The sequence below is a fragment of the Enterobacter sp. H2G27 genome (assembly GCF_054403075.1).
On sequence record NZ_JBSVSI010000001.1, the window covers coordinates 1,353,064 to 1,366,416 of the forward strand.

At 60.4% G+C, this 13,353-nt stretch carries 14 protein-coding genes, 1 tRNA gene and 1 pseudogene; 6 read left to right on the forward strand and 10 right to left on the reverse strand.

Translation table 11 applies throughout. The features are described 5' to 3' along the window. Positions 1-5: 5 nt before the first annotated feature. Both ACW9E7_RS06290 and ACW9E7_RS06295 read right to left on the reverse strand, forming a co-directional pair. Entirely contained in the window at positions 6-128 is a 123-nt protein-coding gene (locus ACW9E7_RS06290; protein ID WP_458727422.1) for a hypothetical protein, read from the reverse strand. After that, complete coding sequence (locus tag ACW9E7_RS06295) at positions 125-1,261, reverse strand: D-alanyl-lipoteichoic acid biosynthesis protein DltD (RefSeq protein WP_458728373.1); 1,137 nt, start codon at positions 1,259-1,261, stop codon at positions 125-127. The genes ACW9E7_RS06290 and ACW9E7_RS06295 overlap by 4 nt, the downstream gene beginning before the upstream one ends. 277 nt (positions 1,262-1,538) lie before the next feature. On the opposite strand from ACW9E7_RS06295, the gene ACW9E7_RS06300 reads away from it, so the two are divergent. Beyond that, positions 1,539-1,626: transfer RNA gene (locus ACW9E7_RS06300), tRNA-Ser, on the forward strand. Positions 1,627-1,671: 45 nt separating this feature from the next. On the opposite strand, the gene ACW9E7_RS06305 is transcribed toward ACW9E7_RS06300, so the two are convergent. Genes ACW9E7_RS06305 through hpxO form a run of 3 tightly spaced genes read right to left on the reverse strand, consistent with a single transcriptional unit; the run spans position 1,672 to position 4,825 of the window. Beyond that, on the reverse strand, positions 1,672-2,607 hold the full coding sequence (locus ACW9E7_RS06305; RefSeq protein WP_458727423.1) for a PDR/VanB family oxidoreductase: 936 nt from the start codon (positions 2,605-2,607) through the stop codon (positions 1,672-1,674). Between the two features lie 11 nt (positions 2,608-2,618). Further along, the gene (hpxD, locus tag ACW9E7_RS06310; RefSeq protein ID WP_458727424.1) at positions 2,619-3,653 is read right to left on the reverse strand and encodes a molybdenum cofactor-independent xanthine hydroxylase subunit HpxD; all 1,035 of its coding nucleotides are present in this window, start codon (positions 3,651-3,653) and stop codon (positions 2,619-2,621) included. A gap of 17 nt (positions 3,654-3,670) precedes the next feature. Next, complete coding sequence (gene hpxO / locus ACW9E7_RS06315) at positions 3,671-4,825, reverse strand: FAD-dependent urate hydroxylase HpxO (RefSeq protein ID WP_458727425.1); 1,155 nt, start codon at positions 4,823-4,825, stop codon at positions 3,671-3,673. 239 nt (positions 4,826-5,064) lie between these two features. Here hpxO and uraD point away from each other — a divergent pair, with 239 nt between their 5' ends. Both uraD and uraH read left to right on the forward strand, forming a co-directional pair. Then, complete coding sequence (gene uraD, locus ACW9E7_RS06320; RefSeq protein ID WP_458727426.1) at positions 5,065-5,565, forward strand: 2-oxo-4-hydroxy-4-carboxy-5-ureidoimidazoline decarboxylase; 501 nt, start codon at positions 5,065-5,067, stop codon at positions 5,563-5,565. Next, complete coding sequence (uraH, locus tag ACW9E7_RS06325) at positions 5,562-5,885, forward strand: hydroxyisourate hydrolase (protein ID WP_458727427.1); 324 nt, start codon at positions 5,562-5,564, stop codon at positions 5,883-5,885. The genes uraD and uraH overlap by 4 nt, the downstream gene beginning before the upstream one ends. Here uraH and guaD read toward each other — a convergent pair. Continuing rightward, entirely contained in the window at positions 5,865-7,184 is a 1,320-nt protein-coding gene (guaD, locus tag ACW9E7_RS06330; protein WP_458727428.1) for a guanine deaminase, read from the reverse strand. The genes uraH and guaD overlap by 21 nt on opposite strands. Before the next feature lie 101 nt (positions 7,185-7,285). After that, positions 7,286-8,782 carry an NCS1 family nucleobase:cation symporter-1 gene (locus tag ACW9E7_RS06335; RefSeq protein WP_458727429.1) on the reverse strand — a complete coding sequence of 499 codons (1,497 nt, stop codon included), beginning with the start codon at positions 8,780-8,782 and terminating at the stop codon, positions 7,286-7,288. A gap of 144 nt (positions 8,783-8,926) precedes the next feature. On the opposite strand from ACW9E7_RS06335, the gene ACW9E7_RS06340 reads away from it, so the two are divergent. The 3 genes and pseudogenes from ACW9E7_RS06340 (at position 8,927) to puuE (ending at position 11,331) form a co-directional block, all read left to right on the forward strand. Then, positions 8,927-9,643, forward strand: a complete 717-nt coding sequence (locus ACW9E7_RS06340; RefSeq protein WP_136194653.1) for a GntR family transcriptional regulator — start codon at positions 8,927-8,929, stop codon at positions 9,641-9,643. Next, positions 9,643-10,514 (forward strand): annotated as a pseudogene (hpxA, locus tag ACW9E7_RS06345) (allantoin racemase). The gene ACW9E7_RS06340 and the pseudogene hpxA overlap by 1 nt, the downstream one beginning before the upstream one ends. Beyond that, entirely contained in the window at positions 10,432-11,331 is a 900-nt protein-coding gene (gene puuE, locus ACW9E7_RS06350) for an allantoinase PuuE (RefSeq protein WP_232057393.1), read from the forward strand. The pseudogene hpxA and the gene puuE overlap by 83 nt, the downstream one beginning before the upstream one ends. Positions 11,332-11,379: 48 nt before the next feature. On the opposite strand, the gene hpxZ is transcribed toward puuE, so the two are convergent. From hpxZ to hpxX, 3 genes are read right to left on the reverse strand one after another with little or no spacing between them, the layout of a single operon-like run. Beyond that, positions 11,380-11,766 carry an oxalurate catabolism protein HpxZ gene (hpxZ, locus tag ACW9E7_RS06355; RefSeq protein WP_115874679.1) on the reverse strand — a complete coding sequence of 129 codons (387 nt, stop codon included), beginning with the start codon at positions 11,764-11,766 and terminating at the stop codon, positions 11,380-11,382. After that, positions 11,763-13,160 carry an AtzE family amidohydrolase gene (locus tag ACW9E7_RS06360; RefSeq protein WP_149366302.1) on the reverse strand — a complete coding sequence of 466 codons (1,398 nt, stop codon included), beginning with the start codon at positions 13,158-13,160 and terminating at the stop codon, positions 11,763-11,765. Before ACW9E7_RS06360 ends, hpxZ begins: the two co-directional genes overlap by 4 nt. Continuing rightward, positions 13,157-13,345, reverse strand: coding sequence for an oxalurate catabolism protein HpxX (hpxX, locus tag ACW9E7_RS06365; protein WP_045334723.1), 189 nt, complete (start codon positions 13,343-13,345; stop codon positions 13,157-13,159). Before hpxX ends, ACW9E7_RS06360 begins: the two co-directional genes overlap by 4 nt. Positions 13,346-13,353: the final 8 nt, after the last annotated feature.

A 13,353-nucleotide genomic window follows, 5' to 3' on the forward strand; every position in this document is an offset into this window, starting at 1 on the left:
CGGCCTCAGAACTTTTGATATTCAAAATGCAGCTGCATACTCATGCTGTCATCGACAGAGGTCCACGCGACGACGGTAATCGCCATCAGGAGATAAAGGAAAAAAAGACGGATCGCAATTTTCATCATTTAAAACTCTGTGCAATAAAGCGAATCATAGGAACCCAGGCCAGTTCGGAAGGGTGCAAACGATCCCAGTTCCAGCCATTCTGATAAGGCATGGCGTACATATCTAAATAGGGGATCTGGTTTTTTTCCAGAATGGTTTTAATTTGCTTATCAACCGGGCGGAAGGTCTCGGTGTTGTAAAGCGCCCAGGGGTTAACCGGGTCGACGATAGCAATCACCTGCACGTGATGTTCTTTCAGCAGCTGGACGGTTTTACTGAAAGCGGCGATTTGCGCAGGCACGACCGGCGTGTCGTCCCACTGTTGCCGCGTACCGTCCTCTTCGTAAATCGTTTTGTCCATCCACAGGGTGGCCGCGCTCTGCTGGCGTTTTTTATTTAACTCGCGGGCATTCGCCAGCTCTTTATCCCAGTCAGGGATAATGTGGGTGGCTGGCTGCGGCGGCCAGGTCTGAACCGTCTGGGGCCTAATGTTGAGCAGCGACAGCCAGTCGTTTTTTATCATGGTACAGACGTTCGCAAACTGGAAGCTCAGCTCGTCCCAGATCAGATCGGGATGCCAGCCAAAGACGCGCATTTGGCCAAAGGTTAAATGGCTTATTTCTTTACTATCAATATGCTTTAAATAATTAACCAGCAGCGGGCGCGCCTGCGGATCCTTCATCAGTGGATTAAAAATAGAGCCGGGGAAATTATCGGCATAAATAGCCGGTGGCAGCCCTTTTGAGTAAAAGCTGTCAGGCGCCAGCAGCAACACGACTTTACTGTTTGCGTTAAGGCTATTTTTAAAACGTGAGAATAGTAAAAATTGCGTTTCATCATCGACAAACGCATCGCCATACGCCACGACGGGTTTGTGTAATTGCTTATTAAAGTAATTATATACAGCGTAATGTTCATCTTCTGAGGTGGCAACCTCAGACGCGCCAATGAAGAAAATAGCATTCCCTTCTAAGGCATGAGAAATAGTGCCAATTTTTTCCGCCTGTTCTTTAGGCGTGCCCGCCATTGATTTAATCAGCGGCTGGAAGGTGAGCGGCGGATCGAAGCTCGTCACCAGCGGGTGAACACAGAGAAACAAAATGGCCAGCGTCGCCATCAGGATATGTAAGCAAAGCGAATTTTTGATTTTCATCATCAACCAGTAACACTGCATGGCAGTAATTTCTAAATCTGTGGCTACTCAGATTTATAACAATTACACAACAAATGACCGTTTATTTTTGTGGCATTCTATACCAGAGCGTTTTAAAACGATGAGCGTTGCTATGTTACGGTATGTACAAGGTCGCGGAGAGTGATGTGAAGTCAGCGTTTGGGTGACTTTTTGCGCAGTCAAACGCCTGTGGGGAAAAATAGAAAAATTCCTGCTTTACAAGGCGCTAATAGATGTTTATAGTGAGCCTCACTTTGGAAGCGTGGCCGAGCGGTTGAAGGCACCGGTCTTGAAAACCGGCGACCCGAAAGGGTTCTAGAGTTCGAATCTCTACGCTTCCGCCAAATTCGAAAACCCTGCGATAGCAATATCGCAGGGTTTTTTTCGTTTTACAGCCCAATCACCAGCTCCCCGGAATGGCTTCGCGAACAGCACAGCGCCACCTGCTGGTTCGTCGCGCTTTTTTCCGCCTCCGACTGCACGCTATCCCGGTGATCCACCACGCCGTCAATCACCGGCGTCAGGCACGCGCCGCAGATCCCCATTTCGCATGACAGCGGAACGTCCACCCCGTTTTCCTGTAATACCTGGGCGATGGTCTTATCCGCAGGCACCGGCCAGCGCTCACCGGTGGAGGCCAGTTTGACCGTGAAGATCTCCCCGGTTTCACCGCCTGCGGCGGGCGCAACGGGCTGAAACGCCTCGCTGTGAAGGTGGGCGTAATCCCACCCTTTTGCCGTCGCGACCTCACGCACTTTTTCCATAAACCCTGCCGGTCCGCATATCCAGGCGTGAAGCCCCGCCTCGGGCGCGGGGAGATGCTCTGCCAGCGTTGTGCGCGGGCTGGCGGTATGAACGAGGCACTCATCGAACCGGGAGAGTTCACGCGTAAACGCCGCGCTTTCGCGGTTTCTGAGGTAATAGTGCAGCGTAAACGGCGTTCCGGTCGCCTTCAGCTGCAGGGCCATCGCGTACAGCGGCGTAATGCCAATGCCCGCCGCCAGCAGCAAAACCCGCTCAGCCTGCTGAAGCGGAAACAGGTTGCGCGGGGCCGATATCATCAGCTTCTGCCCGGGACGCAGCGTCTCGTGAACGTAGCGCGACCCGCCGCGCGAGGCGGTTTCACGCCCCACGCAAATAAGATAGCTCTCGTCCCCACATGCCCCGGTCAGTGAATACTGGCGCACCACGCCGCAGGGCAGGTGGACATCAACGTGCGCGCCGGCCTGCCACGCCGGGAGCGCTTCGCCGTTTTCAGCCACCAGCCTGACGGCGAGGCTTTTGTCGCCCTCGCGCCACAGCCCGTCAACAATTACGCTCAGCATATCGGCCTCCGTCATACCAGGAAAAATTCGCCAAAGCCCATCTTCTTCAGCCCCCGACGGTAGGCAATTGAGCTTTTATCTGCGGGAATATGGGCTTCCAGCGTCAGATCCAGCGGCAGGCTTTCCGGGCGCTGGGTTTCGACCATCAGGCGATCCTCTTCAAAAATGCGCAGGTTAAAGGCATGCACATCCTCCACCGGAATATGCAGGTCAAAGTTGCGGGCGATAGGGGCGAACATGCGGGTCACGCGCGACGACACGGGCGACGCGGCGTTCATAATGACCAGTCTCGACTCTCCCGGAAAATGAATCGTCAGGGTAGCGGTAAACGGCAGGTGCATTTCAAAATGGCGCAGCCACTGGAACCCTTCTGGCGCCTGCACGTCCGAACTGGCGGGATAGTTGCTCACGGAGCTCCAGTAATCCGCCACGAAGCCGAACGGCGTCTCCTGCGGCTGATAGGCAGGCACAAGCTGATTATTGGGGTCGGCAAAGGTTTCGGTGTGGATCCACGCAAAGTGCGCCACGTCCAGAAACCCCTCCACCTGTCGCCCGGCAAAGCCATTCACCTCAAACGCCGGGCAGTTAATCTGCTGAAATCCGTCGTCATCCCAGTGCGGCATGGCGGGCAGCGGCGCGGGGTTATCCGGATCAAAGGCCAGGCAGGTCCAGATCAGCCCGTACCGCTCTTCCACGGCGTAGTTAATCAGATTCAGCTTCGCCGGAACGGGCTGGTCGGGGCTGGAAGGAATACGGTTGCAGCGCCCGTCCTCCCCAAAGCGTAAACCATGATAGGGGCAGATAATCCCGTGCTCATCGTGAAAGCCGAGCGTCAGCGGCACGCCGCGGTGCGGGCAAACGTCACGGGCGACCACGACCTGGTCGTTTATCCGGTAAATCACCAGCTGTTCATCCAGCAGCGTCGCTTTGACCGGCGCCGGGCCGACGTCGCAGGCGCGCGCGACCGGATGCCAGCATTTCGCCAGACGCAGCCAGTCCTCTGGCTCAAACGTACAGTGGGCGGGTGGGGTCGGTTCTCTTTTCATCGTTGTCCCTCTTGCGTTCAGCCTAACGGGCCGCCCTGAATGGTCTCGCACAGACCGTTGATGATGCGCTCTCCGGTCTCTTCGCTAAGCTCCTGATACCAGGCCTGCGTCAGCGCCATGTCTTTGCCGTGGGTGACGTCGCAGCGCTTACGCGCCTTCAGCACCAGGTCGCGCACCCGGTCGCAGCGCAGCGCCTCGTACTGCCGCAGCGCCAGCGTAATATTATGGTTTTCACGCAGGCACTCCCCCAGCACTACGGCATCTTCCATCGCCGCGCAGCCGCCCTGGCCGATATCCGGCGTGGTGCTGTGCCCGGCATCGCCCAGCAGCGCGACGTTGCCGCGCACCAGGCTGTCGAACGGCTCAATGTCGTGGATTTCAATGCGGTTGGTGGTTTCAGGATCCAGCGCAGCGATAAGCTTCTGCACCGGCGGCGCCCAGCCGCGGAAGTAGCCCGTGAGATCGGCGCGCAGGGTGGTGCGATCTTCCGCCAGGCCAGCGGGCAGCGGCACGTCAAAAAAGAAGTAGAAGCGTCCGCCGGAGACGGGCATCAGCGACACGCGTTTGCCTTCGCCAACGAAGGTGGTCCACTGGTGCGCCGGGGCAATCTCTTCGTCAATCTTCACCAGCCCGTTCCAGTTTACGTACCCGGCGTAGCGGCGCTCCGGGGTATACCCCAGCACATACGGGCGAACCGCCGAGTGGCTGCCGTCGGCGGCAATCAGAAAATCGCCGGTTGCCGTGGTGCCATCGGTGAAGGTGACGTTCACGCCCGCGTCGTCTTCATGGAGGTGTTCCACGCGCTTGCCGAACTGCACCCTGTCGCGCCCCCAGAAGTCCAGCATTTCGCGCTGGAGTTCAGCGCGCGAGACGGGGCAGGGACGCCCGCCGGTACGCTCAACCAGCGGGGCAAGGCTAAAGCGGGTCAGAGTCTCGCCGCGCCGGTAATCCTTGTAGGCCATAAAACGCATCGGCCCGCCCCAGGTCTCGATGATGTCGCCCATGCCGAGGTGCTGCATGCATTTCACGCCGTTAGGCCAGATGGAGATGGCCGCCCCGACGGGCCTGATCTCCTTTACGGCTTCAAACACGGTACAGTCGATGCCCGCTTTCTTCAGCGCCACGGCAGCGCTCAGGCCGCCAATACCCGCGCCAATCACGATTGCTTTCATGCTTCTCTCCTTTTGCAGGGTGTAAAGACATTCAGCAATTTGCGTACCAGGCTGCAGAGTGGCGAAAACGGTGTTGTGAGGGAGACGTTTGCACTGCTAAGGTGCGCAAACGCGGTGAGCGTGCCTTTTTTTGAATCAAAAATTTCCTGATCAGCCTTCCGGAATCGACTGTTTCACGCCCGCGTTCAGGGTGGCGTGGTTTGTGCAATAGCCTGGCGAAGGATAATAAAGGAGACACTATGATCGCACTGCACGACTTCAATCAGCTTCCTGAGAAAGATGCTCTTACGCTGCTTCAGCCCTGCGTGGCGATACCCGGCTGGGCCGACGCGCTGGCTCTGGGGCGGCCATACGCCAGCCGGGACGAATTACTCAGTACGGCAAACGCGCTGACGCAAAACTGGGATGAAGCGGGTCTGACGCAAGCCCTGAGCGCCCATCCGCGCATCGGGGAAAAGCCCGCGGGTTCAGCGGCGGAGGCGGCGCTGTCGCGTCAGGAGCAGGGCGCTGTGAACGATCGCGATGGCGCCCTTGCCCAGGCGCTGCGCGAGGGGAATGCCCGCTACGAGGCCCGCTTCGGACGCGTGTTTCTGATCCGCGCGAAGGGACGCAGCGGCGAGGAGATATTGCGGGCCCTGCACGCGCGGCTGGAGAACAGCGACGCGCAGGAAATCCGTGCCGCGCTGCAACAGCTGCGGGAAATTACCCTGCTGCGTCTGGAAGGAGTCATTCACGAATGAGCACACTCAGCACCCATATTCTCGATATTTCAACGGGCAAGCCCGCGGAGGGCGTAACGGTTCATCTGCAACAGGACGGGAAGACGCTGGCCACGGGCGTGACCAACGCCCAGGGGCGCATAGCCGCGTTCGTTCCCTCTCTGCCCGCAGGTCGCTATCGGCTGGTGGCGGAGATCGGGGCGTGGTTTAGCGAAACCGGTCGCGACACGCTCTATCCCAGTGCGCAAATTGATTTTTTGACGGGAGAAATGGCAGACGAGCATTTCCATCTGCCGTTTGTGATTGCCCCCGGCGGATGGTCAACCTACCGGGGCAGTTGACCACACCCGCTCGCCGTTGACCCAGGTCTCGCTGATGTTGCGCTCGTCTCCGAGGGTCATCAGCACAAAAAGCTGCTCGTAGATATCCTGACAGCGGCGATTGCGCAGGCGCAGCAGCGGCGTTACGTCGGGGTCGATAACCACAAAATCCGCCTCTTTGCCGGGTGTGAAGTTGCCAATCTTATCGTCCAGCCGGAGGGCGTGCGCGCCGCCCAGCGTGGCGTGGTAAAACGCCTCGCTGGCGCGCAGGCGGTAGTTCTGAAGCTGGCCGACCTTGTAGGCTTCCCCCAGCGTGCGCAGCATGCTGAAGGTCGTGCCCGCCCCAACGTCGGTGCCGATGCCCATCCGCACCCTGTGCTGCCAGCAGGCGGGGAGGCGAAAGAGCCCGCTGCCGAGAAACAGGTTAGAGGTGGGGCAAAACGCCACCGCCGAGCCGGTGTCATGCAGGCACTGCCACTCGCTGTGGTGCAGATGGATCGCGTGGGCAAACACGCTGCGCTCGCCGGTCAGGCCGTAGTGGTGATACACGTCCAGATAGCGCTCGTGCTCCGGCCAGAGGTCGCTTACCCAGGCCACTTCGTTGGGGTTTTCGCTCAGATGGGTCTGCAGCCAGGTGTCCGGGAACTCCTCTCTGAGCAGGCTGACCGCCGCAAGCAGTTCGGGGGATGACGTCGGGGCAAAGCGCGGCGTAATGGCATAGCCCAGCCGTCCCCGGTGGTGCCAGCGCTGGATTAGCGCCCGCGTCTGCCGGTAGCTCTGCTTCGCGTCTTCGCTCAGGTAGTCCGGCGCGTGTCTGTCCATCATCACCTTTCCGGCGATAAGGCGCATGTTGAGGCGCAGGGCCTCGGTAAACAGCGCCTCGACCGATTCAGGATGCAGCGTGCAAAACACCAGCGCGGTGGTGGTGCCGTTGCTTACCAGCTGGTTAATGAAAAATTCGGCGATCTCTTTCGCGTAGGCCTCATCGGCAAACTGGCTCTCCACCGGGAAGGTGTAGGTGGTCAACCACTCCAGCAGCTGTTCGCCAAAGGCGCCGATCATCTCCGTTTGCGGGTAATGGACGTGGGTGTCGACAAAACCGGGCAGAAGCAGCCTGCCGCGCAGGTCGGTGTAGCCCTTGTGGGGGTCAAGATACTGCTCGCCCTCCTGCCACGGCATCTGCGCCAGAATTTTCCCGCTCTGTATAAACAGCAGCCCGTCCTCAAGGTAGCGCGCGTGTTGAGCAATGGCGTCTGCGCTGTCGCAGACCCGGGCAATATCAAAAAATGCACCGCGTATCGCAGTCTGGTATTCCATCATGGTTCCTGCCTTCGTGTTTGCGTAGCGGGGGGTGAGAAGGCTCAGCAAGAACGGTGCCAGAATGAAAGGGCCGCAGATACGCTGCGGCCGGAGGGAGGGGGTTACTCTTTTTGCGTTGCCACGCGGGAGCTGAACGACGTCGCGCCCGCCGTCTCACGATCTTCCCGCGCCAGCCAGCGGTACGTCACGCCGCCGAGGAAGACGCCGATAAACCAGCTGAAGTTCGCCGCCTCATGCAGGGCCGGGATAAAGCTAATCACCAGGCCCACGGCAACGGACGGGATCAGCGCGCCAATGGCTTTCGGGTTAAAGCCGTTGCGGTACCAGTATTTGCCCTTTGGCGTGTCGTCGAACAGATCGTCAACCGACACCTTGCCGCGCTTAATCAGGTAGAAGTCGGCAATCAGAATGCCGAACAGCGGGCCGATGAACGCCCCGAGCACGTCCAGGGTGTAGTGGATAAGCTCCGGCGAGTTGAACAGGTTCCACGGGGTGAGCAGGATCGAGCCGACGGCGGCAATCATGCCTCCGGTGCGGAAGCTAATTTTCTGCGGCGAGCAGTTAGAGAAATCAAACGCCGGGGAGACGAAGTTTGCCACGATGTTGATCCCGATGGTGGCGGTGATCATCGTCAGCAGGCCAATCGCCACGGCCAGATCGTTGCCCACGCGGCTGACGGTTTCAATCGGATCGGTAATCATGCGGCCAAACAGCGACTGGGTGCCGGAGACAATGACCACGGTGACGATGGAAAACAGCAGGAAGTTGAACGGCAGGCCCCAGCGGTTGCCGCGGCGGATCTCGCCCATGCTTTTGCCGTAGCGGGAGAAGTCGCCAAAGTTGAGCAGCGGGCCGGAGAAGTAGGAGACCACCAGCGCGGTCGCGGTGATCATCTGCCAGGTCTGCTCGCCCGCGCTCAGGGATTTGCTGGCGAGGGTAAAGGAGATCCCGTCAAAACCGGTCTTGTATACAATCCAGCCTGCGAGGGCAAGCATCACCACGTAGACCGCCGGACCGGCGATATCAATAAAGCGCTTGATGGCGCTCATGCCGTGCCAGAAGACCATCGCCTGCAGGACCCACATAATAGCGAAGCAGATCCAGCCCAGATGAGACAGGCCCAGGAACGCGCCGGCGGTGAGCGAAGAGAGCGATGGCCAGAACTTCAGCGCCACCAGCATCAGGGCGTTGGCGGCCAGATAGGTCTGGATGCCGTACCACGCGAAGGCGATCAGCCCGCGGATCACCGCCGGAATATTGGCTCCGAAGACGCCGAACGCCTGACGGCTGATCACCGCATAGGGCACGCCAGCCATCTGGCTTGGTTTGGCCACCAGGTTGGCGCACAGCTGCACGATGCAAATCCCCACCAGCAGGCAGAGCAGCACCTGCCAGCTTGCCAGCCCGAGCGTAAAGAAGCTCGCGGCGACAACATAACCCCCCATGCTGTGAACGTCCGACATCCAGAACGAAAAGATGTTGTACCAGCTCCAGTTCTGGTCACGCGTCGGTGCCAGATCCTCATTGCAAAGACGTGGGCTGTAAACCGCACCGGAATCAGCGGCCGTACCTTGCTGTGCGTTTTGACTGTTTGGCATGAAACCTGCTCCTGTGAATGAAAACCCGTTAAGCGGGAGTGCAAACGGTGTTGCAGGATCCAGGCCAAAATAATAAATCTTGTATGCAATATTTTATTTTTATGTATACGATTCGATAACGAAGAGTAAAAGACGGAGTGGTGAATGAACAACATAAACGCCCTGCAGACCGCGCCAGACCTGCATGACAAAGACGAATCGATCTTTCAGGCGCTGATGACCGCGATTGTCGAACATCAGCTGCTGCCGGGGAGCAAATTGCCGGAAGAGGCGCTGGCCGAGGTGTTTGGCGTAAGCCGCACGGGCATCCGCAAGGTGCTTCAACGACTCGCCGCTGTGCAAATGGTCACCCTGACGCCCAAGCGTGGTGCACACGTCGCCAGCCCGACGGTGGAAGAGGCGCGACACATCTTTCGCACCCGCGCGCTGCTGGAGGTCGCTAACCTTCCGGACGTGCTGGCGCACTGCCAGCCGCCGCACCTTGCCGCGCTGGAGACCATTATTCGCCAGGAGCAGCAGGCGCACGAGGCCTATGACGGCCCGGCGGCGATTCGCTACTCCGCCAATTTCCACATTCAGCTGCAGGCCATCTCCGGCAACCAGGTGCTCACTGAGATGGTGACCAGCCTGAGCCAGCGTTCTTCGCTGGTGATTGCCACCTGGGGCGCGCCGTGGCGTCAGGGCTGCCGCTGCAACGATCACGAACAGCTTGTGGATCTGCTGCGCCAGAAGGCGCTTGAGCCATTAAGCGATGCCCTCATGCACCATTTTGAACATATCGTCGCCAGCCTCTGCTTCGAGCGGGCGGGCGAGTGCCTGCCTGATTTTGCCCGGCTGTTTGCCGGCCACAAGGAGTCGTAATGTCTGTCTGTATACAAGTGATCAACCCCAACACCAGCCTCGCCATGACGGAAACCATCGGCGCGGCGGCGCGCGCGGTGGCGGCGCCGGGGACAGAGATCCTCGCGGTCTGCCCGAGCGCGGGCGTGCCGTCTATAGAAGGCCACTTTGATGAGGCCATCGCCGCCGTCGGTGTCCTGGAACAGATCAAAAAAGGCAGGGAACAGGGCGTGTCGGGTCACGTGATTGCCTGCTTTGGCGATCCGGGCCTGCTGGCGGCGCGCGAGCTGGCCCAGGGGCCGGTTATCGGCATTGCCGAAGCCGCGATGCACATGGCGACGCTGGTGGCGACGCGTTTTTCGGTGGTTACCACGCTGCCGCGCACGCTGATTATTGCCCGTCATCTGTTGCACCAGTATGGCTTTCAGGACCATTGCGCGGCGCTGCACGCCATCGACCTTCCGGTGCTCGCGCTGGAGGATGGCAGCGGTCTGGCGCAGGAAAAAGTGCGCGCGCGCTGTATACAGGCTCTGAAAGAGGATGGCTGTGGCGCCATCGTGCTGGGCTGCGGCGGCATGGCGACGCTGGCGCAGGAGCTGACCCGCGAGCTGCGCGTGCCGGTGATCGACGGCGTCAGCGCGGCGGTGAAGATGGTGGAATCGCTGGTGGCGCTGGGGCTGTCGACCAGCAAGCACGGGGATCTGGCATTCCCGGAGAACAAACCGTTAAGCGGGCATTTTCAGGCATTGAATCCATTTTAATTTTTGGGGGTGGCAATGGGGCTTTTTGAACAGGATTATCCGCGGGATTTGCGCGGCTACGCGGGCAACCCGCCGCACGCGCGGTGGCCGAATCAGGCGCGCATCGCCGTGCAGTTTGTGCTCAACTATGAGGAAGGGGCGGAAAACCACGTTCTGCACGGCGATGCCGGATCCGAGCAGTTCCTGTCGGACATTATCGGCGCGGCCAGCTACCCGGATAAGCACATGTCGATGGACTCCCTCTACGAATACGGCAGCCGCGCCGGGTTCTGGCGGATCCACAATGAATTTCAAAAGCGCGGCCTGCCGCTGACGGTCTTTGGCGTGGCGATGGCGCTGGCGCGACACCCGGAGATCGTTGAGGCGATCAAAGCCGCGGATTACGACGTGGTCAGCCACGGCTGGCGCTGGATCCATTATCAAAACATGGACATCAGTCAGGAGCGCGAACACCTGCATAAGGCGGTGCACGTTCTGACCGACCTGTTCGGCAAGCCGCCAGCGGGCTGGTACACCGGACGAGACAGCCCCAACACGCGCCAGCTGGTGGTGGAGCACGGTGGTTTTGACTACGACAGCGACTATTACGGCGACGATTTGCCCTTCTGGACGGAAGTAGCCTGCAGCGACGGCACCCGCAAGCCGCACCTGATTGTGCCGTATACGCTGGATGCGAACGACATGCGCTTCGCGACCGCGCAGGGGTTTAACACCGCCGAGCAGTTCTATACCTACCTGAAGGACAGTTTTGACGTGCTGTACGAAGAGGGAGAAAGCGCGCCGAAGATGATGTCCATCGGCATGCACTGTCGCCTGCTGGGCAGACCGGGGCGTTTTCGCGCGCTGCAGAAGTTCCTGGATTATGTGCAGCAGCACGAGCGGGTATGGGTCTGTACCCGCCAGCAGATTGCCGACCACTGGCGGGAGGTGCATCCGTTTCAGAAATAACTGAGCCGTCTTTAGCCGGGTGGCGGCTGCGCCTTACCCGGCCTACGACTACGACATCAAACTCACCTGCGCCGCCACGATCCGCCACCCGTAGGCAAACCGCACCCACGTCTGCTGCTGGCGGCCAATGCGTTCCGTCCCCTCGCGGGTAAACTCGGTGCTGCACACGGCATAATCCTCCCCGAAGGTGGTAATCACTGTGTGGCGCAGCGTCCGCTGCAGCCCGGCGGCGGGGCGCGCTGCCCGAAAGGCGCGGATTTCATCAATCCCGTACAGGTTTTCACCCGCCCCCAGCCGCACCGTGCTTTTGTCGTGCCAGAACAGCTCGTCCAGCACCGCAACGTTGTTGCTCACCAGCGCGTCCTCATAGCGGTAAAACGCGGCGGTCACCTCGGCAACCACCCACGGGAGGTTAATGTCATCGTGATTCATCATGCTGCTATCTCCGCCGGGCGGGCATCGGTGATGCCGTTCTCTTCCAGAACCCGCGCGACGCGCAGGCAGGCCTGCTCGTTAAACGGCGCGGCAATCAGCTGCAGGCCGATAGGCGCACCCTGCGCGGTGCGCAGGGGAACGGTGGTCACGGGCAGGCCCAAAAACGAAATTGGCTGGGTCAGCATCCCCATGCTGGCGCGAATGGGCAGCGGCTGGCCGTTAATCTCCATGGTCTGCTCACCCGCCAGCGTGGCGCTGCGCGGAGTGGCCGGGGCGATCAGCACGTCGGCCTGCGCAAATAAGGTTTTGAACGCCTGCCGGGCGTGCGCGCGGAACCGCTGGGCCTGGATGTACCAGGCGGAGGGGATCATCGCCCCGGCCAACAGCCGTTCGCGAGAGTGCGGCTCAAAACGCGCCGGTTCATGGCGAAGCGCGGGCAGGTACTGATTTCCCCCTTCGGAGGCGCTGATGATAAACGCAGCGGAACGCGCCAGCTCTGCGTCAGGGAACTGCAGCTCATCCTGCACGTCGAGCGCTTTCGCCACCCGCGCCACGGCGGCTCTGGCGTCTGCGTCGCACCAGGTGGTGAAATAGCCGCCGAGCACCGCGCAGCGCAGGCCATCAAGCCCGCGATCGAGCAGGGGGCGCGTCTGTTCCCGGGAGCACTCGGCCTGAAAACCGTCGCTGGTATCCCGTCCCTGCAGCGCATCATACACGGACGCCAGGTCGCACACGCGGCGGGCGAAGGGGCCGATATGATCCAGGCTCGCGACAAACGGATGGCTGCCGGATCGCGACAGGCGGCCAAAGGTGGGCTTCAGGCCATAGATACCGCACAGGGAGGCCGGAACGCGAATCGAGCCGTTGGTGTCGGTGCCGAGCGAAAAGTGCACCAGCCCGGCGGCCACCGCGGCGGCTGAACCGCCGGACGACCCGCCCGCAATGCGCGTCAGGTCGTGCGGATTACGCGTCGTGCCGTAGTGGCTGTTCTCGGTGGTAAAACCGTAGGCGTAGGCGTCCATATTGACCATCCCGGTCAGCAGCCCGCCCGCGCTGCGCAGCTGGCGCACCGCAAAACTGTCAGCGGCGGCGGCAGGGCGCTGGCTGAACAATTCGGCTCCTGCGAGGGTGGTGTGACCGGCAACGTCGAACAGATTTTTTACCGCGTAGGGCACGCCCGCCAGCGGCGGCAGGGGGCGCTTTTCCCGTCGCAGGGTATCGATATTGTCGGCCTCGGCGAGCATGCGTGCTTCCGTCACGGCGGTCCAGGCGCCGATCTGCGGGTTAACGCGCGCAATCCCCTCCAGCGTCTGTCGGGCGATCTCGCGAGCGCTCAGCTCCCCAGCGCTTAGCGCCTGCTGGATCGCGCTGATACTCATCTCGTGTAGCGTCATGCTTTATATACTCCTGCGATCTCAAGACGGTCGTCGAGCGGCAGCGCCATCAGCGGGGCGGCCATGGTGGCTATGCGGCTGAACTGCAGCTGCAGCTCGGCGCGGCGGGCGTCATCCAGCGTCACGCCGAGTACAGTTTCCATTTGCGCCAGGTATGCCTGCCAGTCGGGTTGGTGTGTCGTCATTTTTTTTC

Coding starts and splice junctions, on each gene's coding strand:
- ACW9E7_RS06290 (WP_458727422.1), bottom strand. CDS start 128: ATGATGAAAATTGCGATCCGTCTTTTTTTCCTTTATCTCCTGATGGCG.
- ACW9E7_RS06295 (WP_458728373.1), bottom strand. CDS start 1,261: ATGAAAATCAAAAATTCGCTTTGCTTACATATCCTGATGGCGACGCTG.
- ACW9E7_RS06305 (WP_458727423.1), bottom strand. CDS start 2,607: ATGCTGAGCGTAATTGTTGACGGGCTGTGGCGCGAGGGCGACAAAAGC.
- hpxD (WP_458727424.1), bottom strand. CDS start 3,653: ATGAAAAGAGAACCGACCCCACCCGCCCACTGTACGTTTGAGCCAGAG.
- hpxO (WP_458727425.1), bottom strand. CDS start 4,825: ATGAAAGCAATCGTGATTGGCGCGGGTATTGGCGGCCTGAGCGCTGCC.
- uraD (WP_458727426.1), top strand. CDS start 5,065: ATGATCGCACTGCACGACTTCAATCAGCTTCCTGAGAAAGATGCTCTT.
- uraH (WP_458727427.1), top strand. CDS start 5,562: ATGAGCACACTCAGCACCCATATTCTCGATATTTCAACGGGCAAGCCC.
- guaD (WP_458727428.1), bottom strand. CDS start 7,184: ATGATGGAATACCAGACTGCGATACGCGGTGCATTTTTTGATATTGCC.
- ACW9E7_RS06335 (WP_458727429.1), bottom strand. CDS start 8,782: ATGCCAAACAGTCAAAACGCACAGCAAGGTACGGCCGCTGATTCCGGT.
- ACW9E7_RS06340 (WP_136194653.1), top strand. CDS start 8,927: ATGAACAACATAAACGCCCTGCAGACCGCGCCAGACCTGCATGACAAA.
- hpxZ (WP_115874679.1), bottom strand. CDS start 11,766: ATGATGAATCACGATGACATTAACCTCCCGTGGGTGGTTGCCGAGGTG.
- ACW9E7_RS06360 (WP_149366302.1), bottom strand. CDS start 13,160: ATGACGCTACACGAGATGAGTATCAGCGCGATCCAGCAGGCGCTAAGC.
- hpxX (WP_045334723.1), bottom strand. CDS start 13,345: ATGACGACACACCAACCCGACTGGCAGGCATACCTGGCGCAAATGGAA.